This window comes from Pseudomonas sp. GV105 (assembly GCF_003058185.1).
Taxonomy (GTDB): Bacteria; Pseudomonadota; Gammaproteobacteria; order Pseudomonadales; family Pseudomonadaceae; genus Aquipseudomonas; species Aquipseudomonas veronii.
The window spans coordinates 20,536-38,889 of sequence record NZ_QBUF01000024.1 but is presented as its reverse complement, the minus strand read 5'-3'; the positions used below and the strand labels follow the sequence as shown (position 1 = coordinate 38,889).

The window sequence follows — 18,354 nt, the reverse complement described above, 5'->3', positions numbered from 1 at the left end:
CCGCGATGCACCCCAATGATGATGACCGCACCCAGTTCATGCCGCGCCCGGGTGGCCGTGCGCCCGAACCCGTGCGTGCCGAACCGGCGCCGCTGTCGATGCCGGCCGCGCCGATCCTGACCGGCAAAAGCCACGGCCTGAACCCGCTGGAAAGCGCCGCCGGCCCGCTGCTGGCCTTGCTGACACGCCTGCGCAACACCATCGCCCACCCGGCGCCGGCCAGTTTGCGTGCGCAGTTGCTGGCCTATCTGCGCCAGTTCGAAGAGCGCGCCGAAGCTGCTGGCGTGGCGCGCAACGAAGTGCTGCTGGCGCGTTACGCCCTGTGTACCGCACTGGATGAGGCGGTGTTGAGCACGCCGTGGGGCAGCACCAGCGATTGGGGCAAGCAGAGCCTGCTGATCACCGTTCACAACGAAGCCTGGGGCGGCGAAAAGGTCTTCCAGCTACTCGACCATTGCCTGCAAAGCCCGCGCGAGCGCTTGTACCTGCTGGAACTGTTGTACCTGTGCATGTGCCTGGGTTTCGAAGGCCGCTACCGCGTGATGAACGATGGTCGCAGCCAGTTGGAAGCCCTGCGTGAACGTACCGCCGCGGCGATTCGCAGCGCCCGGGGCGACCACGAGCGCGAGCTGTCGCCGCACTGGCGCGGCGTGACCGTGGCGCGCGATCGCCTGGCGCAGTTCATGCCGCCGTGGATCGCCGTGGCCATCGGCCTGGCGCTGCTGCTGGCGTTGCTGTTCGGCCTGCGCCTGAAGCTGGCCGCAGACGCCGAGCCGGTGTTCAAGAATATCCATGCCCTGGGCGAGATCCCGGTGCAGGCCATCGACCGCCCCGTGGCGCAGCCGAAAGTGATCGAGCGCCCGCGCCTGGCCGGTTTTCTGGTGGAAGACATCAAGGCCGGGCGCGTCGCGGTGGAAGACAAGGTCGACCGTTCCGTCGTGACGATCCGCGGTGATGAGCTCTTTGCGTCGGCCAGCTCCAGCATCGTCGACGACTACCAGCCGCTGATGCTGCGCATCGCCGACGCGATCCGCAAGGTCAAGGGCCAGGTGCGCGTCACCGGGCACAGCGACAACCGCCCGATTGCCACGCTGCGCTTCCCGTCCAACTGGGCCTTGTCCGAAGCGCGGGCCAAGTCGGTGCTGGAGATCCTCGCGGCCAAGACCGGCCAGGGCGATCGCTTCAGTGCCGAGGGCAGAAGCGACACCGAGCCGGTGGCGACCAACGCCACCACCGAAGGCCGTGCCCGCAATCGTCGGGTTGAAATCACCGTACTCGCGGAGGGCGTCGAGTGAAGGCGTTTTTCAGTTTCATGATTCGCTGGGTGATCCCGTTGCTGGGCCTGATCGCCCTGAGCTTGATCATCTGGTTTGTCGGGCCCCTGCTCGACGTGCTGGTGCCCGAAGGGCGGCGCTGGGCGCTGATCGTCCTGCTGTTTGCGGCCTGGCTCGCCTACCGTGTGTTCCGCATCCTCCAGGCCCGTCGCCAGGCCGCCGAAGTGATGCGCAGCCTGGCCGCGCAAACCCCGGCCGACCCCAACAGCGTCGCCACCGCCGAAGAACTCACCAGCCTGCGCCAGCGCATGGACGAAGCCCTGGCCCTGCTGAAAAAAGCCAAGCTCGGCGGGGATGAGCGGCGCAACCTCTACGAGCTGCCGTGGTACGTGATCATCGGCCCGCCGGGTTCGGGCAAGACCACCGCGCTGGTCAATTCCGGGCTGCATTTCCCGCTGGCTGCCCAATTGGGCGCCGGGGCGGTGCGGGGCGTCGGCGGCACGCGCAACTGCGACTGGTGGTTTACCGACCAGGCCGTATTGCTCGATACCGCCGGCCGCTACACCACCCAGGACAGCAACTCCCCGGTGGACAAAGCCGCCTGGCTGGGCTTCCTCGACCTGTTGAAAAAGCAGCGCTCGCGCCGCCCGATCGATGGCGCCTTTATCGCCATCAGCCTGTCGGACCTGCTGCTGGGCAGCGAAGCCGAACGCGCTGCCCACGCGGCGGCGATTCGCCTGCGTATCCAGGAGCTGTACACCCAGCTGGGCGTGCGTTTCCCGATCTACCTGATGCTGACCAAGCTCGACCTGGTGCCGGGCTTCATGGAGTTCTTCGACAACCTGAGCAAGGAAGAACGCGCCCAGGTGTGGGGCATGACCTTTGCCCTGGACGACGGCAAGCACAGCGACAGCCCCCTGGCGCACCTGCAAAGCGAATTCGCCGGCCTCGAACAGCGCCTCAACGAACGCCTGGTCGAACGCCTGCAACAGGAACGCGACCCGGCGCGGCGCGACCTGATCTACGGCTTCCCGCAGCAGTTCGGTGCATTGAAAGATTGCCTGCAAAGCTTCCTCGAAGGCGTGTTCAAACCCAACGCCTTTGAAGAGCGCGTCTTGCTGCGCGGCGTGTATTTCACCAGCGGCACCCAGGAAGGCAGCCCGATCGATCGCTTGATCGGCACCATGGCCCAGAGCATGAACCTGGACCGCCAGCACCTGGCACGCCAGAGCGGCAGCGGGCGCAGTTATTTCATCGAGAAACTGTTCAGCGCGGTCGCCTTTGCCGAGCGCGGGCTGGTGGGCGTCAACCCGCAGGTCGAGCGGCGGCGCAAATGGATCGCACGCGGCGTGCTCGCGGCCACCGTGGCGCTGGTGATCGTGGTCAGCAGCCTGTGGTGGGTCAGTTATCGCGCCAACCAGGCGTATATCGCCCAGGTCGACCAGAAGGTCGCGCCCCTGGGCCAGGCCGTACAGAACCTCAGCCCGGCACAGCGCGAAGTGCTCGCCGTGTTGCCGTTGCTCAACGCGGTGAAACACCTCGCCGGGGATTCGCCAAGTTGGTCCGAGGGCCTGGGCCTGTATCAGGGCGATATGCTCGAAGCCGAATCCGCCAGCGTCTATCGCAAGCTGTTGATCGCCGTCTTCGCGCCGCGCCTGGTGACGCGCATCGAGGAGCAACTGCACGGCGGCGGTAACTCCGACTTCCTCTACGAAGGCCTCAAGGCTTACCTGATGCTCGCCGACACCGAGCATTACGACGCGGACTTCATCAAGGCCTGGATCGCCCTCGACTGGGACCGCAACCTGCCGCGCGACCTGCCCGCCGATCAGCGCCAGGCGCTGGCCGAACACTTGCAGGCGTTGTTCGAACGTCACCCGCCGAGCGCACGCCTCGATGCGCGCTTGATCGACGACCTGCGTCGGCAGTTGCAACAACTGCCGGTGGCCCAGCGCGTGTATGACCGGGTCAAACGCCAGAAACTGCCCGACGGCATTCCAGACTTCCGCCTCAACGAAGCCGCCGGTCGCGACGCCGCATTGGTGTTCAGCCGCAAAAGCGGCAAGCCGTTGGGCGAGCCGCTGAGTGGTTTCTTCACCGCCAAGGGCTATCGCCAGGCGTTCCTGCTGAGCAGCCTGAACCAGACCGGCACCCTGGCCGAAGAGCAATGGGTGCTCGGCCATGAGCAGGCCGACCAGCAGAACGTGGTCAGCCTGGCCGCCGACGTGCGCCGTCTGTACTTCCAGGACTACCAGCGTCAGTGGGATGCGTTGCTTGCCGACATCGACTTTGTGCCGATCACCAGCGTGGCCCAGGCGGCGGACGTGTTGCGGGTGATTTCCGGGCCGACCTCGCCGCTGAAAAAACTGCTGGTGGCGGTGGCCAGGGAAACCGACTTGCAGGCAGAGGAACGCCAGTTGGCGGCCAAGGGCGTGCCGGTCGAAGGCGGCGTGGACAAGCTCAAGGAACGCCTGGGCAACCTGCTCGGCCAGGCGCAACCGAACGCGGATGCGCCGGCTGCTGCGGACGACCCGGTGACCGCGCACTTCGCCGAGCTCAACAGCATCGTCAGCAAGAACGAAGGCGAGCCGGCGGCCATCGACGGCCTGCTGGCGGATATGAACGCGCTGTACGTGCAAGTCAGCGCCATGGTCGGCGCCAGCGGCGATGCCTTGCTCGGTGAGGCCAAGAACCAGGCGGCAGCGGCGGCCACGCGGGTCAGCCTGAACGCCGAGCGCCAGCCGCCGCTGGTGCAGGGCATGGTCAAGTCGGTGGTCAACTCGACCACCAACAGCATGATGGGCGGCGTGCGCAACCAGCTGAACGCGGCCTGGGTCAGCGAAGTGGTGAACGTGTATCGCCAGTCCCTGGCCGGGCGTTATCCGATGTCGCCGGGCAGCGCCCGTGACGCCACCCTGGATGATTTCGGCCAGTTCTTCGGCGTGGGCGGGGTGATGGATAACTACTTCCGCAAATACCTGCAGCCCTACGTCGATACCTCCGCACAGACCTGGCGCTGGCAGCCGGGCGCGGCGCAGAAACTCGGGATTGCGCCGGGTGTGCTGCAAACCTTCCAGCGCGCGGCGACGATCCGCGATGCGTTCTTTCGCTCAGGCGGTACTCAGCCGATCGTGCGTTTCGAGCTCAAGCCGGTGGCGATGGACGCCAGCATCACCCAGTTCCTGCTCGACCTCGACGGCCAGCAATTGAGCTACGACCACGGCCCGAGCCGCCCGGTGGCGATGCAATGGCCGAACCCCGGCAGCATTGGCGTGGTGCGTATTTCGATCATGCCGCCGTCGGCCAGCGGTCGTTCCGGCGTGACCCTGGACGGCCCGTGGGCCTGGTTCCGCCTGCTGGAACAATCGGACCTCACGCCCGGCAATGCGCCGGACCGCTTCAACCTGCGCCTGCGGGTCGACGGTGCGAGCATCGCCTACGAATTGCGTGCCAACAGCGCCTTCAACCCGTTCAAGAGCCGCGTGCTCAGTGGCTTCAGCCTGCCGGAGCGGTTATGACGACGTTGGGCTTCTACGGCAAGTTGGCCAGTCGCGGCGATTTTGTCAGCCGCGCCTTGCCGCAGAGTTTTATCGGCCCGTGGGACAGCTGGCTGGCGGCGGGCCTGCTCGCCAGTCAACACAGCCTCGGCGCCGGTTGGCTCAACGTGTATCTGGTCAGCCCGCTGTGGCGCTTTGTGCTGGCGCCCGGCGTGTGCGGGCCGAACGCGGCGGCGGGCGTGGTGATGCCGAGCATCGACCGGGTCGGGCGGTATTTTCCGCTGGCCGTGGTCGCGTTGCTCGATCACGACACCAATCCGGCGTCCCTGGTGGGCGGCCCGGACCGCTGGTTTGAAGAGGCCGAAGAGCTGTTGCTCGGCACCCTGGATGCCGGTGCCACCTTCGAAAATTTCAACGCCGGCCTCGACTGCCTGGGCTTGCCGGCGACGGAACCGCGCGCGGTGGACAGCCGTTTCGCCGGGCTGCAGCGGGTAGCCGCCACGGAACCCCATGCGCGCATGACCGCACTCGCCGAACAGGCCTGCGAAGGCGCCAGCCTGTGGTGGGGGCGTGGTTCGCAGACGATTTCCCCTGGTTTATTGCGGTGTCAGGGCCTGCCCGCCACCAGCGATTTTGCGCAGTTTTTGCTCGGACAAGAAGGTGTGATGTAGATGGGGTCGACGTACAAATCCGCGAGCAAAAGCCATGTGGGCATGGTTCGCCAGGTCAATGAAGACGCGTGCCTGGACCTGCCCGAGAATCGCCTGTGGGTGGTGGCCGACGGCATGGGCGGGCACGCCGCGGGGGATTACGTCAGCAGCCTGATCGTCGACAGCCTGCGCAGTGTGCCGCTGGGGCGTTCCCTCGAGGAATACTCGGCGGCCTTGCGCAACGACCTGATCCGCATCAACGCGGCCGTGCGTGAAGAAACCGCCAACCGTGGCGTGACCATGATGGGCAGCACCGTGGTGGTGTTCGCCGCACGCGGCTTGCGCGGCGTGTGCCTGTGGGCCGGCGACAGTCGCCTGTATCGCCTGCGCGACGGCGTGCTCGACGGCATTTCGCGCGACCACAGTTACGTGCAAGACCTGCAAGACAGCGGCCTGCTCAGCGAGGCCGATGCCCGCGTGCATCCGCGCGCCAACATCGTCACCCGCGCCATCGGTGTGGAAGCCCAACTGGAACTGGCGGTGGTCGACCTGCTGATCGCCCCCGGCGACAGTTACCTGCTGTGCAGCGATGGCCTGAACAAGACCGTCGAGGACCACGAGATCCGTGAAGTGCTCAGCCATGACGCCCCGGATGAAATCGTGCGCAGCCTGGTCCACCTGGGGCTGAACCGCGGCGCACCGGACAACATCACCGCCATCGTCGTGAAGGTATCGGCATGAACATCGTGATCCCGGGCTACGACATCGAAGGCGAGATCGGCGAAGGCGCCATGGCCAGCGTGTACCTGGCGACCCAGCGCTCGCTGGAGCGCAAGGTCGCGCTCAAGGTGATGGCGGCGGCGCTGGCGGCGGACCCGAGTTTCTGCGAGCGCTTCCTGCGCGAAGGCAAGACCCTGGCGCGGCTGTCGCACCCGCACACGGTGACCATCCATGACATCGGCAATGTCGGCGAGCTGTATTACATGGCCATGGAGTACCTGCCCAACGGCACGCTCAAGGAGCGCATCGCCGCCGGCCTCACTCCGGAGCAGGGCCTCACGCTGATCCGCCAGATCGCTTCGGCGCTGGGTTATGCCCATGCGCAGGGGTTGGTCCACCGCGACGTCAAGCCAGCGAACATTCTGTTCCGCGCCGACGGCACCGCCGTGCTGTCGGACTTTGGCATCGCCAAATCCCTGGACGACCGCACCCAGTTCACCCAGGCCGGTTTCGCCGTGGGCACGCCGAGCTACATGAGCCCGGAACAGGCGCGTGGCCAGGAAATCGATGGCCGCGCAGACCTGTATGCGCTGGGCGTGGTGCTCTATGAAATCCTCGTCGGCAAGCTGCCTTATAACGGCACCGACGCGCTCTCCACGGCCTTGGCCCACCTGACCGAGCCGCTGCCGGAACTGCCGCTGCATCACGGGCGTTATCAGGACGTGCTGCGCAAACTGTTGGCCAAGGACCCGAATGAGCGCTTCCCGGATGCGGCGGCGTTGCTGCTGGCGCTGGATCAACTGCCGACCGAGTCGCCGGACGCCACGCAGGTGCGGCCGTTGCCGATTCCGCTGAGTTTCGATCTGGCCGGCATCACTCCGCAATCCATCGAGATCCCGACCGACAAGCCGCAACCGGCGCGCCAGCCGGTGGTGCCGCCAACCCCGCGGCACACGGTGTCCGAGCAGCGCCGTGGGCCGGTGTTGGCGTTGGCCGCCGTGGCGGTGGCGGTTGCCTTGGCCATAGGTGGCGCGGGTTACTGGTGGTTGAGCGGCAGTGATCAGCCTGCCAAGCCACCGGCTGCGGCAGTGCCCAAGGTGACGCCACCGGTGGCGGTTGCCGAAGTGGACGGCGGTCAACGGCCCTTGCTGATGGCGGGCAAGAAAACCCTGTTCCAGCGCGTGCTCAGCAAACCCGGCGCGAAACTCGCCAGCGCTGCCGGCAGCGCGCCAGGCAAAGCTCTGCCGGCGTTTTCCGTGCTCTATGTGTATCAGCGCAAGGACGTCGACGGCAGCCCATGGCTGCGCGTCGGCGCCGCCACCGATGGGCGCAGCGACGGTTGGTTGCCGGCCGCCCAGGTCAGCGACTGGAAGCAAAGCCTGGTGCTCAAGTTCACCGAACGCTCCGGCCGGGCACCGGTGATGTTCCTGCGCCAATCCGGCGAAGTGGAAAAGCTGCTGGCCGACCCCGCCGCTGCCAAAGGCGTGCTGGCCAAGGCGCAGAACAACCGCGACGACAACGGCCAGGTGCTGGCCCTGGAGCCGGCCGCCAGCGCGGTGCCGCAGAACCAGTTCTACCTGCTGCCGATCTTCGATTCCAAAGAGAGCTTCGACGACAACGGCCAGCCGGTGCAGTTGCTCAACGTCGCGTCCATCGACCCTGGCAGCAGCGCGGTCGCCAAGCCCGCGACCGCGCTGATCAACGCCAATGCCGATGCCTTCCGCACGGCGGTAGTGCTGGTGGTCGACACCACCGTGTCGATGCAGCCGTATATCGACCAGATCCGCGATGTGGTCCACGAGCTGCAAACCCGTATCGCCGAACGCGGCGAGTTGGACAGCGTCAGCTTCGGCCTGGTGGGTTTTCGCAACAGCATCAAGAAAACCCCGGGCCTGGAATACGTGGCCAAGACCCTGATCACCCTCGACCAGGGCCGCGACCCGCAGCGCTTCCTCGACCTGGCGCGCGGGGTCAAGGCGTCGACCGTGTCCAGTCACTCTTTCAACGAGGACGCGTTTGCCGGAGTGATGCAGGCTGTCGAAGGCATGGACTGGTCCGGCTACGGCGGCCGTATCATCCTGCTGGTCACCGACGCTGGCGCGCTGCGCAAGAACGACCCGTTTGCCGCCACCCAGATGAACGAAGCCGAAGTGCGCCAGGCGGCGCTGGGCAAGCAGATCAAGATCTACGCCCTGCACCTGCGCACCGACGCCGGCAAGAAAACCCACGCCGGCGCCGAAAGCCAGTACCGCATCCTCACCGCCGACGCCAACCCGCAGATCGGCGACCTGTATACGAAGGTGCCGGGTGGCGATGTACGCAAGCTGGGCGAGCGCGTCGATGAGATCGGCACGGTGTTCGCCAACCTGGTGCATCAGGTACGCAATGACACGCCGCAGCCGCTGCCCTTGCTGAGCGCCGCGCCAAGCCTGGCGGATAAATCCGCCGCCATCGGCTACGCCATGCACATGGACTTCCTCGGGCGCAAAGCCGCGAGCCAGGCGCCGCAACTGGTCAGCGCCTGGACCGCCGACCGCGACCTGACCAACCCGGCGCTGCCGGCGTTCCAGGTGTGCGTGATGTTGACCAAATTGCAGCTCAACGACCTGCAGCAGTCGCTGAAACTGATCGTCGACGCCGCCCGCAAAACCCAGACCTCGCCCAAAGACTTCTTCCAGGAAATCGCCAGCGCCTCGGCCTATATGAGCCGCGACCCGCAGGCCCTGCGCAAGGGCGGCAACCTGGCCGATGGCGGCATTCTCGGCGAATACCTGGAAGGCCTGCCATACCGCAGCAAGTCGCTGAACATGACCCAGGACCTGTGGCTGTCGTTGAGCGTGGCCGAGCAGGAAGACTTTATCGACGAGCTGGATTCGAAGATCCGCCTCTATGAAACCTTCCACAATGACCTGGCCAACTGGGTCCGTTTCGGCGCTGCCGAGCCGGGCGATGCGTTGTACCGCGTCCCGTTGTCGACGCTGCCGTAATGCTGAACCTGAACGCGGTACACAAGAGCCGGGGCGTCGGCGCCCAGCGCTATAGCCTGGTGATTCCGGCGTTGCACCTGCGCGCGGGGGAGCAAGTGGCGATTGTCGGGCCGAGCGGGTGCGGCAAAAGCACCTTGCTCGACCTGCTGGCCCTGGTGCTCGCGCCGGATCAGGTGGACCGCTTCGAATTCAATCAGACCGATATCGGCGGGTTGTGGCGCGCCGATCGGCAGACCGCCCTGGCCGAGCTGCGCAGCCGGCACCTCGGTTATGTCCTGCAAACCGGCGGCTTGCTGGGCTTTCTCGATGTGCGCAGCAATATCGCCTTATCCCGGCAACTGCTGGGGTTGAAGGACGATGGCAGCGTGGCGCGCCTGGCCGAGCAATTGGAAATCAGCGATCAACTGGCCAAGAAGCCGGCGGCGCTGTCGGTCGGCCAACGCCAGCGCGTGAGCTGCGCCCGCGCCCTGGCCCATGCGCCGCAATTGGTCTTGGCCGATGAGCCGACCGCGTCCCTCGACCCGCTTAACGCCGAACGGGTGATGCAGGCGCTGTTGGCCCGCGCTCGCGAACACCGCGCCGCTTGCGTGATCGCCACCCATGACGAACCCCTGGCTCGCGCCAGCGGCTTGCAGGTGCGCCGTATCGCTTGCCGTCGCGACACTGATGGCGGCATCACCGCCACCCTCGGGGAGGTGTGCTGATGCGCCTCGGCCTGGTGGCTTCCCTGGCTTGGCAGGATTACCGCAACGATGCGTGGCTGTCGGCCTGCGCGGTGCTGGCGCTGGTCGCCGTCGTCGCGCCGTTGCTGGTGTTGTTCGGCCTGAAGTTCGGGCTGGTCAGCAGTCTGACCGAACGCCTGGAGAACGACCCGGCCACCCGTGAAATTATTCCGTTGGGCGGTGGTCGATTCAACCGCGCCTTTGTCGAGCAGTTGGGCCAGCGCGGCGACGTGGCGTTCGCCATCCCGCGCACGCGGCAGATCGCGGCGACCGCGCAGGTGGGCACATTGACCCTGGAAATGCTGCCGACCGCGCCGGGCGATCCACTGCTCAACGGTTTGCCAGTGCCCCAGGGCCTGGCGCAGATCGTGCTGAGCCACACCGCCGCCGAGAAGCTCGCGGCGCGGCCCGGGGATTGGCTGGAAACCGGCTTTGCGCGCCAGGTCGCGGGGCGCGTCGAAACCCGGCGCACGCGTTTGCAGGTGCTCGCGGTACTGCCGCTGGAAGCCTTCGCCCGCGACGGCCTGTTTGCTGAATTGAGCCTGCTGGAAGCGGTGGAAGACTACCGCGACGGCCGTGCCGTGCCAGCGCTGGGCTGGGACGGCGACGCGGTCGGCGCGGGCGAGCAGCGGGTGTATCCGGCGTTTCGCCTGTATGCGCGCAACCTCACCGATGTGGAGCCGCTGCGGGTGTTTTTCGCCGGGCAGAATCTGTTGGTGGCGACCCAGGCATTGAGCATCGCCCAGGTGCAGTCGTTGAGCCGCAACCTGTCGATCGTGTTCTGGATCATCGCCGGGTTGGCCTTGGCGGGGGCGTTCGCGGCGATCTTCGCCGGGGCGCTGGCCGCCGTGGCGCGCAAGCGCAGGGAGTTGTCGGTGTTGCGTCTGTTGGGCTTTTCCACCGCCGCGCTGTTGCTGTTTGTGGTGCTGCAGGCGCTCTACAGCGCCGGCTTGGCCGCCGTGTTCAGTGCGGGTTTGTATGGCCTGGCCGAGGCGGGCTTGAATCAATTATTCGTGCAGGTGCCGGGCGAACACGCCAGCCACCTGCTGGCGCGTCATTACGGCCTGGCCCTGGTGGCTGTGCTCGGCGTCAGCGCCGTGGCGGCAGCGTGTGGCGGTTGGCGCGTGGCGCGTATCCAGGCTTCTGAAGGAATCCGAGATGTATAAGTTACTGGGCGCCGCCTTGGCGCTGAGCCTCGCCTCGTTGGCGTGGGCCGATGAGGCAAGCGATAAGCTCGACAACCCCAAGCCGTTGCCGGACGACGTCAGCCTGCCGCTGCCGTGCGAAGGCAACATGGTGTTCCGTTACGTCTATGTGCTGGCCCAAGGCACGTTGGACGACCGCGAGATCAGCCTCGGCTACCCCTTTGCCGAAGGCGAAGCGGGCTATCAGCAGTCGTTCATTTCCGGCTATCGCCGCGACTTCATCAACGGCCAGTTCAGCCTCAAGGACCTGCCGAAAGACTGGAACAACGTCATCACGCCCTTGATGCCGAAGACCGACGCCAAGACCCCGCTCAAGCCGATGCTCTACTTCATCGGCAAGTACGAAGTGACCGCGCGCCAATACGCCCTGGTGATGTCCCAGGCGCAATCGCTGGCCAGTGGCGAACCGGCGCCCGCGTGCGATGCGCCCAGCGGCATGGCCGGGCGTTTGCCCAAGGTCAAGCTGTCGCGCTTTGAAGCCGAACGCTTCTCGGCGGTGTACAGCGCCTGGCTGATGAAATACCACCGCGAGTTGCTGCCGGTGAGCGGGCGTGGTGCTTCGGCGGACGACGGCGGCCTGGGTTTTGTGCGCCTGCCCACCGAAGTGGAATGGGAGTTCGCCGCACGCGGGGCCCAGGCCGTGAGCCGCCAGGACTTGGAAGGGCGCCTGTTCCCGCGGCGCATCGAAGGCAGCGAAAGCGACGGCCCGCTGGCCGATTGGGCGGTGTTCAACCAAGTCGCCGGCGGCACCGGCCAGGCCGCGCGGCTGATGCCCATCGGCACCAAATTGCCCAACCCGATCGGCCTGTTCGATGTGATCGGCAACGCGGCGGAAATGGTCCAGGAATCCTTCCAGCTGGTACACGCCGGGCGTCGCCAGGGCGCCTATGGCGGCTTTGTGGTCAAGGGCGGCAATTACCTGGAGGGCGAAGGCACGCTGTTCACCGGCATGCGCCGCGAGTACCCGTTGTTCGCCGCCGACGGCACCGAGCAAAGCAACGAGACCACCGGTTTTCGCGTGGCGATCGGCGCGCTGTCGGCACCGCGTTCGCGCTACAAGGAGCTGTTCGCGCAGTGGCAGAAAGAAGGCCGCCTGGCCTCGCTGACCGATGCCATCGATGACGCCCAGGACCCGACCAAGCGCCTGGACAGCATCATCGCCGCCAGCGTCGACCCACGCCTGCAAGCCGAGCTGGGGCTGGTCAACGAAGAGCTCAAGCGCAACGTCTCGCTGATCGCCCAGCAACGCGAAGAAGCGGCGGGCAACCTGATTCAGTCGGCGGCGTTGGTGGCCGAGACCATCAATAACTACAACATCCGCCTGACCAATCTGCAGAAGAGCCGCCAGCAGGCCGTGGACGCCAAGGACGAGGCCAGCGCGCAGCTGTTTGCCGCAGCCATTGCCAACGGGCGCAGCGCCCTCGACGGCGCAGTGGCGATCTATATCGACAACCTGGCCACCGGCACGCGTTACACCGATGCGGTGATCCAGGCGCAGTTTCAACGGATCAAGGAAGAGTTGGATCGCAAGCCAGTGCTCGGCAAAAGCCTGGTGACGCGCGCGACACTGTTCGTTCGCCATGTCGGCAACTACCGAAAGCAACAGCGGGCCGACCCGGCAACGATCTTGAAGGAATTGCTCGCAGCCAGTGGTCAGCGGTCTTGATCGCTGGCTATAGAGCGAGCTTGGAAGGGACTCAGGCGGCGGTGGGCCGTGCTGGGCAAGTCAAACTTAAAAGAGAACACACCTATGCTTTTTTCCCGTAAGGCGGTTTCCAAGCGTCACTTGCTGCTGATCGCAGCCGGTTTCAGCACCGTGTTGACTGGTTGTGCCACGTCGCCGACGTCCAAGGTCGCGTCGAGCACTAAGGTCGAGTACTACCCGAACTGCTACGAGCCGGTGCAGCACCTGCGCGCGACCGATTCGGACATGACCAAGTCGGTCGTCACCGGCGCGGCCATCGGCGCTGCTGGCGGTGCATTGCTCGGCGCCCTGACCGGCGACTCCGAGAAGCGCGGCCGTAACGCCGCAATCGGTGCCGCGGGCGGCGCCCTGGCTGGCGGCGCGGCGGGTTACTACACCGAGCGTCAGAAGCAGATCGCCGATGACAACCAGCGTATTGGCTCCTACGCAGCCGACGTCAATAAAAGCGCCTCCGACATCGACCGCAGCACCGCCTACGCCAAGGCCTCCCAGCAGTGCTACCAGAGCGCGTTCACCAAGCTGGTGGCCGACCGTAAAGCCAAGACCGTCAACGACACCGAAGGCCGCAAGCGCCTGGCGGAAATCGTCTCCGGCCTGAAGGAATCCAATGACCTGATCGTCGCGGTCAACGGCAAGGCCAGCGAAGACCTGAACAACTACACCCAGGCTTACGAGAAAGACCTGCAACAGGTGGGCGTGCAGCGCAACGACGTAGTCACCGTGGCGACAGCGGATGCCACTCCGGCGGTCGTACCGGCCAAGAAAGGTAAGTTGCCCAGCAAAGTCGTGACCAAGCGTCCGCCGCTGCCTGTGGTGCCGAAAGAAGCGGTCGCCACCGAAAGAACCTTCCAGACTGCCCAGACCAAGCAAGATGAAAGCAAGAAGGTCGCCAGCGCCGGTAAAGCACAGATCGAAGGCACTTGCCGCGATCCGAACCTGGCCGACTGGGCGCCGGTACCGTGCCCTAACGTATAAGCAAGTTGTTGCTATAAGCGGTAAACGCCAACCGATCTCCGGCTAAAGCGCGAGATCGGTGGCGTTCTTTCGGCAATTCGTTACACTGCTGCGGCCACTCAATAATTACACCGAGGCCGTGTGCATGAAATTTCGTCTTCTCCTCTGGGTACTGGGCCTGATGATGGGCAAAGCCAGCCGCACCAACCCTGCGTTCCAGCAGCAGTTGGGTGACAAAGACCTGGCGTTCCAGTTGCAGACCCTCGACGGCAAGGTTGCCCGTCACTTCATCGTCAAAGACCAGCGCATCACCAGCCGCTCGGGTGTCCACCCTGCGCCGGCCTTCGCCATTGCCTTTAAAGACGCCGCCTATGGCTTCGCCACGATGCAGGCGAAGAACAAGCAACTGGCGTTCATGACGGGGATTCAGGACAAGTCGATCCAGATCAAGGGCAACCCGGCGCTGGTGATCTGGTTCCAGGGCTTGACCAAGTATTTGAAGCCGAAGAAAAAGCAGTAGACCGAGGTGGATTCATCGGGGGCAAGCCCCCTCCCACACTTGACTGTGTTCGCAGATCAAAATGTGGGAGGGGGCTTGCCCCCGATAGCGATCTAACAAGCTACCGATTCAGCCCTGGCTGAACTGCGAGGCCAATTCGCGCAACAGCACCTCGGCATCCAGCACCTTGGCCACGACTTCTTCAGCCTTGTCACGGCTCAAGCCCAGGCGCTCAAGCAGCTCGTCGGGGATGGTTTCGTGCGGCCCGGAGCCGATGCCCCGGCTGCGCAGCAGGCGCACGGCCAGGCATACCAGGTTGGGGTACTCGGCGTATTGGCCGTCGTAGGTTGGGTGACAAAGACCTGGCGTTCATGACGGGGATTCAGGACAAGTCGATCCAGATCAAGGGCAACCCGGCGCTGGTGATCTGGTTCCAGGGCTTGACCAAGTATTTGAAGCCGAAGAAAAAGAAGTAGACCGAGGTGGATTCATCGGGGGCAAGCCCCCTCCTACACTTGACCGTGTTCGCAGATCAAAATGTGGGAGGGGGCTTGCCCCCGATAGCGATCTAACAAGCTACCGATTCAGCCCTGGCTGAACTGCGAGGCCAATTCGCGCAACAGCACCTCGGCATCCAGCACCTTGGCCACGACTTCTTCAGCCTTGTCACGGCTCAAGCCCAAACGTTCAAGCAGCTCGTCGGGAATGGTTTCGTGCGGCCCGGAGCCGATGCCCCGGCTGCGCAGCAGGCGCACGGCCAGGCACACCAGGTTGGGGTACTCGGCGTATTGGCCGTCGTAGGACGGGTCGTGCTGGAAGCGCAGGGCGGTGGACAGTTCGTCCGGCATGTCCCAGTAGCGCATCAGCCAGGCGCCGATCTGTTCGCGGCTGATACCCAGCAAATGCTGCTCCACATAGCTGTGGCACAGGTGCGGGTTGACCTCCAGGTGTCGGCAGATCAGCGAGAAGTGCGGCGGAAACACGTGGGCCAGCAGCAGGTAACCGAAGTTGTGCAGCAGACCGGCCAGGTAGGTCAGGCCGGCTTCCGGGCGTTGCGCGCGCGGCATGGCGCGGGTCAGGCCTTCGATGACGGCGGCGGTGTAGATCGACTGGTGCCAGTACGGCGTGGCCTGGTGCGGGTGGTCCTTGGGCAGGCTCAGGGTTTTGCCCAGGGCCAGGCCCAGCGCCAGGTTGATCACCAGGTCGAAGCCCAGCACCCGCACGATGGCGTCTTCCACCGAGCGGATCTTGCCCGGCGAGGCGTAATAGGGCGAGGCGGCCCAACTGACCACCTGGGCGGCCAGCGCCGGGTCGGTTTCGACCACGCCGGTGATGTCGTCGATGGTGGCGTTGGGGTCGACGCGCAGTTTGATGATTTTCTGCGCAGTGTCGGCCAGCGGCGGAATCTCGATGGTCGCTTCCAGGCGTTGCTGGATGCGCCGGGCCGTGAACGCCTGCATGGCCTGGGTGATTTCCTCGCGGTCATCATGGGGCCGGTCGAGGTTGGGCCGGATGTTGCTCAGCGGCTCGCCGAATTGAGCGGCGCTGGCCTTGGTCAGCATGGTCTTGAAGTCGACGCTGGCGATCTCCAGCAGCAAACCGGCTTCGCCCGAGTGAACCAGCAGGCTCGACTCATCGAGCAGGCTGCCTTCATACAGGCAAGGTGAGCTGGTCAGCGCCGGCAGGCCGGGCAGCAGGCTGAGGTCGTGCTTGCCGAGCATGCGTTCGATACGTTCCGGCGACACCGATGTCAGGCGGCGGCCGGTGAGTTCGGTCAGGCGGTTGAGGTCGAGCAACTGGTTCTGCGGGAACAGCACCATGAGCGCGCCCACCGCATCTTCCAGCAGCACCGCCTGGATCTTTCGCGCAGGGTTCAGGCCCGGATGTTCGGCGACTTCCGTGTAGCTGATGGAGAGTTTCGCGAGCAGCGCCCGAATAACCGGCGGGGCGGTCAGTGGTGCGGCGGCGTGGGCAACTTCTGACATGGCCTGATCCAAATTCGTACAGTCTTTGGAGTATAACCAGCTTGATACAAATGTTGGTCGGATAAGTGAAACAGGCGTCACACTTGGCCGTATTGCTGCCCATGCCTGAGCCAGCGATCCAGCAGCGGGCTGACGTGATCCGGCCAACGCTCGAGCAGGGCCTGGGCCGCATCGCGCACTGCCGGCAGCAGGTCGGCGTCGCGCATCAGGTCGGCGACCTTGAATTGCAGCAGGCCGGTCTGGCGGGTGCCGAGCATCTCGCCGGGGCCGCGCAGTTCGAGGTCTTTTTCGGCGATGACAAAACCGTCGTTGGTCTCACGCATGATGCCCAGGCGTTGACGGCCGATCTGCGACAGCGGCGGATGATACAGCAGCACGCAGTGGCTGGCCGCGCTGCCCCGGCCGACGCGGCCACGTAGCTGGTGCAGTTGCGCCAGGCCCAGGCGCTCGGGGTTTTCGATGATCATCAGGCTGGCGTTGGGCACGTCCACCCCGACCTCGATCACCGTGGTGGCCACCAGCAGTTGCAGGTCGCCGGCCTTGAATTGCGCCATCACCGCGGCTTTTTCCGCCGGTTTCATGCGCCCGTGGATCAGCCCGACCTTGAGTTCGCCCAAGGCGCTGGTGAGGTCTTCGTAAGTGGTTTCGGCGGCCTGGCAGGTCAGCTCTTCGGACTCTTCAATCAGCGTGCATACCCAATACGCCTGGCGGCCTTCGGCGCAGGCGCCGCGCACGCGCTCGATGACTTCCACGCGCCGGGAGTCGGTGACCAGCACGGTATTGACCGGGGTGCGGCCGGGCGGCAGTTCGTCGAGGATCGAGGTGTCGAGGTCGGCGTAGGCGCTCATGGCCAGGGTGCGTGGGATCGGCGTGGCGGTCATGATCAATTGGTGCGGGCTCATGCGCCCGCCCGCGCCTTTCTGGCGTAGGGCCAGGCGCTGTTGCACGCCGAAGCGATGCTGTTCGTCGATGATCACCAGCGCAAGGTTCTTGAACTGCACTTCGTCCTGGAACAGCGCATGGGTGCCCACCACCATCGGTGCGCCGCTGGCGATCTGCTCCAGCGCGGTTGTGCGGTTTTTGCCTTTGAGTTTGCCCGCCAGCCACGCCACTTCCAGGCCCAGCGGTTCGAGCCAGCGCTTGAAGGTGATGAAGTGCTGCTCGGCGAGAATCTCGGTGGGTGCCATCAGTGCCACCTGGTAACCGGCTTCGAGTGCCTGCAGGGCGGCGAGGGCGGCGACCACGGTCTTGCCCGCGCCGACGTCGCCCTGGATCAGGCGCAGCATGGGTTCGGGCTGGCTGAGGTCGTAGGCGATTTCATTGCCCACGCGCTGTTGGGCACCGGTCGGCGCAAAGCCGAGGTTCGCCAGGTACTGCGCGGGCAGGCGCGTGGCCTTGGGCATCGCCGGGGCGCGCAGGGAGCGCATGCTCTCGCGCAGGCGTTGCTGGGACAGTTGGTGGGTCAGCAGTTCTTCGAAGGCCAGGCGGTGCTGCGCCCAGTGATGACCGAGGGCCAGTTCGTCCACGTCCGCGTCGGCCGGTGGGTGATGCAGGTAGCGGATCGCATCGTCCAGCGGCGCCAGTTGATAGTCGCGGGCCAGCTCCACGGGCAGCCAATCGGGCAGGCTTTTCGGGCCGAGCATCGTCAGGGTCTGCTGGCACAGTTGGCGCAGGCGTTGTTGGGTGAGGCCTTCGGTCAGCGGGTAGATCGGCGTCAGGGTGGTGTCGACCGGCGGCGGCTCGTCGCCCGTAATGGCGCGGTATTCCGGATGGTAGATCTCCAGGCCCGAGGCGCCGGGGCGTGCTTCGCCGTAACAGCGCACGCGGGTGCCGCGCTTGAGGCCTTCCTTCTGCGCGTTGCTGAAATGGTAGAAGCGCAGGCTCAGGCCGCCGGTGCCATCCTGCAGGCGCACCACCAGGCTGCGGCGCTTGCCCATCACCACGTCGGCGCCGCTGACGGTGCCTTCGATCACCGCGTCCTGCCCAGGGCGCAAATGACCGATGGGCACCACGCGGGTGCGGTCCTGATAGCGCAGAGGCAGGTGGAACAGCACGTCCTGAAGGTTCTCCAGGCCGACCTTGGCCAACTTCTCAGCCATGGCTTCGCCGACACCCTTGAGTGCCGTCACCGACACCTGCGACAGCTCAGTCATACA

At 65.5% G+C, this 18,354-nt stretch carries 12 protein-coding genes and 2 pseudogenes; 11 read left to right on the top strand and 3 right to left on the bottom strand.

Features of this window, described 5'->3' with window-relative positions; translation table 11 throughout:
* Window positions 1–5 precede the first annotated feature (5 nt).
* The 10 genes from C8K66_RS29855 to C8K66_RS29810 all read left to right on the top strand — a co-directional run bounded on the left by C8K66_RS29855 (window position 6) and on the right by C8K66_RS29810 (window position 14,234).
* Window positions 6–1,295 carry a DotU family type VI secretion system protein gene (locus C8K66_RS29855; protein ID WP_046488985.1) on the top strand — a complete coding sequence of 430 codons (1,290 nt, stop codon included), beginning with the start codon at window positions 6–8 and terminating at the stop codon, window positions 1,293–1,295.
* Window positions 1,292–4,792 (top strand): type VI secretion system membrane subunit TssM, encoded by a 3,501-nt coding sequence (gene tssM / locus C8K66_RS29850; RefSeq protein ID WP_046381635.1) that lies wholly within the window; start codon window positions 1,292–1,294, stop codon window positions 4,790–4,792. The genes C8K66_RS29855 and tssM overlap by 4 nt, the downstream gene beginning before the upstream one ends.
* The gene (gene tagF, locus C8K66_RS29845; protein ID WP_017849971.1) at window positions 4,789–5,442 is read left to right on the top strand and encodes a type VI secretion system-associated protein TagF; all 654 of its coding nucleotides are present in this window, start codon (window positions 4,789–4,791) and stop codon (window positions 5,440–5,442) included. Before tssM ends, tagF begins: the two co-directional genes overlap by 4 nt.
* Window positions 5,443–6,162 carry a PP2C family serine/threonine-protein phosphatase gene (locus tag C8K66_RS29840; protein ID WP_046381636.1) on the top strand — a complete coding sequence of 240 codons (720 nt, stop codon included), beginning with the start codon at window positions 5,443–5,445 and terminating at the stop codon, window positions 6,160–6,162.
* Window positions 6,159–9,128 (top strand): serine/threonine-protein kinase, encoded by a 2,970-nt coding sequence (locus tag C8K66_RS29835; protein WP_108526675.1) that lies wholly within the window; start codon window positions 6,159–6,161, stop codon window positions 9,126–9,128. The genes C8K66_RS29840 and C8K66_RS29835 overlap by 4 nt, the downstream gene beginning before the upstream one ends.
* On the top strand, window positions 9,128–9,832 hold the full coding sequence (locus tag C8K66_RS29830) for an ABC transporter ATP-binding protein (protein ID WP_046381638.1): 705 nt from the start codon (window positions 9,128–9,130) through the stop codon (window positions 9,830–9,832). The genes C8K66_RS29835 and C8K66_RS29830 overlap by 1 nt, the downstream gene beginning before the upstream one ends.
* Window positions 9,832–11,016 (top strand): ABC transporter permease, encoded by a 1,185-nt coding sequence (locus C8K66_RS29825; protein ID WP_108526674.1) that lies wholly within the window; start codon window positions 9,832–9,834, stop codon window positions 11,014–11,016. Before C8K66_RS29830 ends, C8K66_RS29825 begins: the two co-directional genes overlap by 1 nt.
* On the top strand, window positions 11,009–12,721 hold the full coding sequence (locus C8K66_RS29820) for an SUMF1/EgtB/PvdO family nonheme iron enzyme (RefSeq protein ID WP_046381640.1): 1,713 nt from the start codon (window positions 11,009–11,011) through the stop codon (window positions 12,719–12,721). The genes C8K66_RS29825 and C8K66_RS29820 overlap by 8 nt, the downstream gene beginning before the upstream one ends.
* 84 nt (window positions 12,722–12,805) lie before the next feature.
* A complete protein-coding gene (gene tagQ, locus C8K66_RS29815; protein WP_108526673.1) occupies window positions 12,806–13,735 on the top strand; it encodes a type VI secretion system-associated lipoprotein TagQ in 930 nt (309 codons plus the stop codon).
* Between the two features lie 124 nt (window positions 13,736–13,859).
* Window positions 13,860–14,234 carry a hypothetical protein gene (locus tag C8K66_RS29810; RefSeq protein WP_046385148.1) on the top strand — a complete coding sequence of 125 codons (375 nt, stop codon included), beginning with the start codon at window positions 13,860–13,862 and terminating at the stop codon, window positions 14,232–14,234.
* 108 nt (window positions 14,235–14,342) lie between these two features.
* Here the strand turns inward: C8K66_RS29810 and C8K66_RS29805 are convergent.
* Window positions 14,343–14,564, bottom strand: a pseudogene (locus C8K66_RS29805) (histidine kinase); the annotation flags it as partial.
* An 11-nt stretch (window positions 14,565–14,575) separates the two neighbouring features.
* Between C8K66_RS29805 and C8K66_RS29800 the strand changes: the two are divergent.
* Window positions 14,576–14,689: pseudogene (locus tag C8K66_RS29800) on the top strand (helicase); the annotation flags it as partial.
* Window positions 14,690–14,797: 108 nt separating this feature from the next.
* Here the strand turns inward: C8K66_RS29800 and C8K66_RS29795 are convergent.
* Window positions 14,798–16,198, bottom strand: coding sequence for an aminoacyl-tRNA deacylase and HDOD domain-containing protein (locus C8K66_RS29795; protein WP_057004017.1), 1,401 nt, complete (start codon window positions 16,196–16,198; stop codon window positions 14,798–14,800).
* 77 nt (window positions 16,199–16,275) lie between these two features.
* Window positions 16,276–18,351 (bottom strand): ATP-dependent DNA helicase RecG, encoded by a 2,076-nt coding sequence (gene recG / locus C8K66_RS29790; RefSeq protein ID WP_017846067.1) that lies wholly within the window; start codon window positions 18,349–18,351, stop codon window positions 16,276–16,278.
* Between the last annotated feature and the right edge of the window lie 3 nt (window positions 18,352–18,354).

What these genes read in the sequence shown, in the direction of transcription:
- tagF (WP_017849971.1), top strand. Translation starts at nt 4,789, where the DNA reads ATGACGACGTTGGGCTTCTACGGCAAGTTGGCCAGTCGCGGCGATTTT.
- C8K66_RS29795 (WP_057004017.1), bottom strand. Translation starts at nt 16,198, where the DNA reads ATGTCAGAAGTTGCCCACGCCGCCGCACCACTGACCGCCCCGCCGGTT.
- recG (WP_017846067.1), bottom strand. Translation starts at nt 18,351, where the DNA reads ATGACTGAGCTGTCGCAGGTGTCGGTGACGGCACTCAAGGGTGTCGGC.
- tagQ (WP_108526673.1), top strand. Translation starts at nt 12,806, where the DNA reads ATGCTTTTTTCCCGTAAGGCGGTTTCCAAGCGTCACTTGCTGCTGATC.
- C8K66_RS29840 (WP_046381636.1), top strand. Translation starts at nt 5,443, where the DNA reads ATGGGGTCGACGTACAAATCCGCGAGCAAAAGCCATGTGGGCATGGTT.
- C8K66_RS29835 (WP_108526675.1), top strand. Translation starts at nt 6,159, where the DNA reads ATGAACATCGTGATCCCGGGCTACGACATCGAAGGCGAGATCGGCGAA.
- C8K66_RS29820 (WP_046381640.1), top strand. Translation starts at nt 11,009, where the DNA reads ATGTATAAGTTACTGGGCGCCGCCTTGGCGCTGAGCCTCGCCTCGTTG.
- C8K66_RS29810 (WP_046385148.1), top strand. Translation starts at nt 13,860, where the DNA reads ATGAAATTTCGTCTTCTCCTCTGGGTACTGGGCCTGATGATGGGCAAA.
- C8K66_RS29855 (WP_046488985.1), top strand. Translation starts at nt 6, where the DNA reads ATGCACCCCAATGATGATGACCGCACCCAGTTCATGCCGCGCCCGGGT.
- C8K66_RS29830 (WP_046381638.1), top strand. Translation starts at nt 9,128, where the DNA reads ATGCTGAACCTGAACGCGGTACACAAGAGCCGGGGCGTCGGCGCCCAG.
- C8K66_RS29825 (WP_108526674.1), top strand. Translation starts at nt 9,832, where the DNA reads ATGCGCCTCGGCCTGGTGGCTTCCCTGGCTTGGCAGGATTACCGCAAC.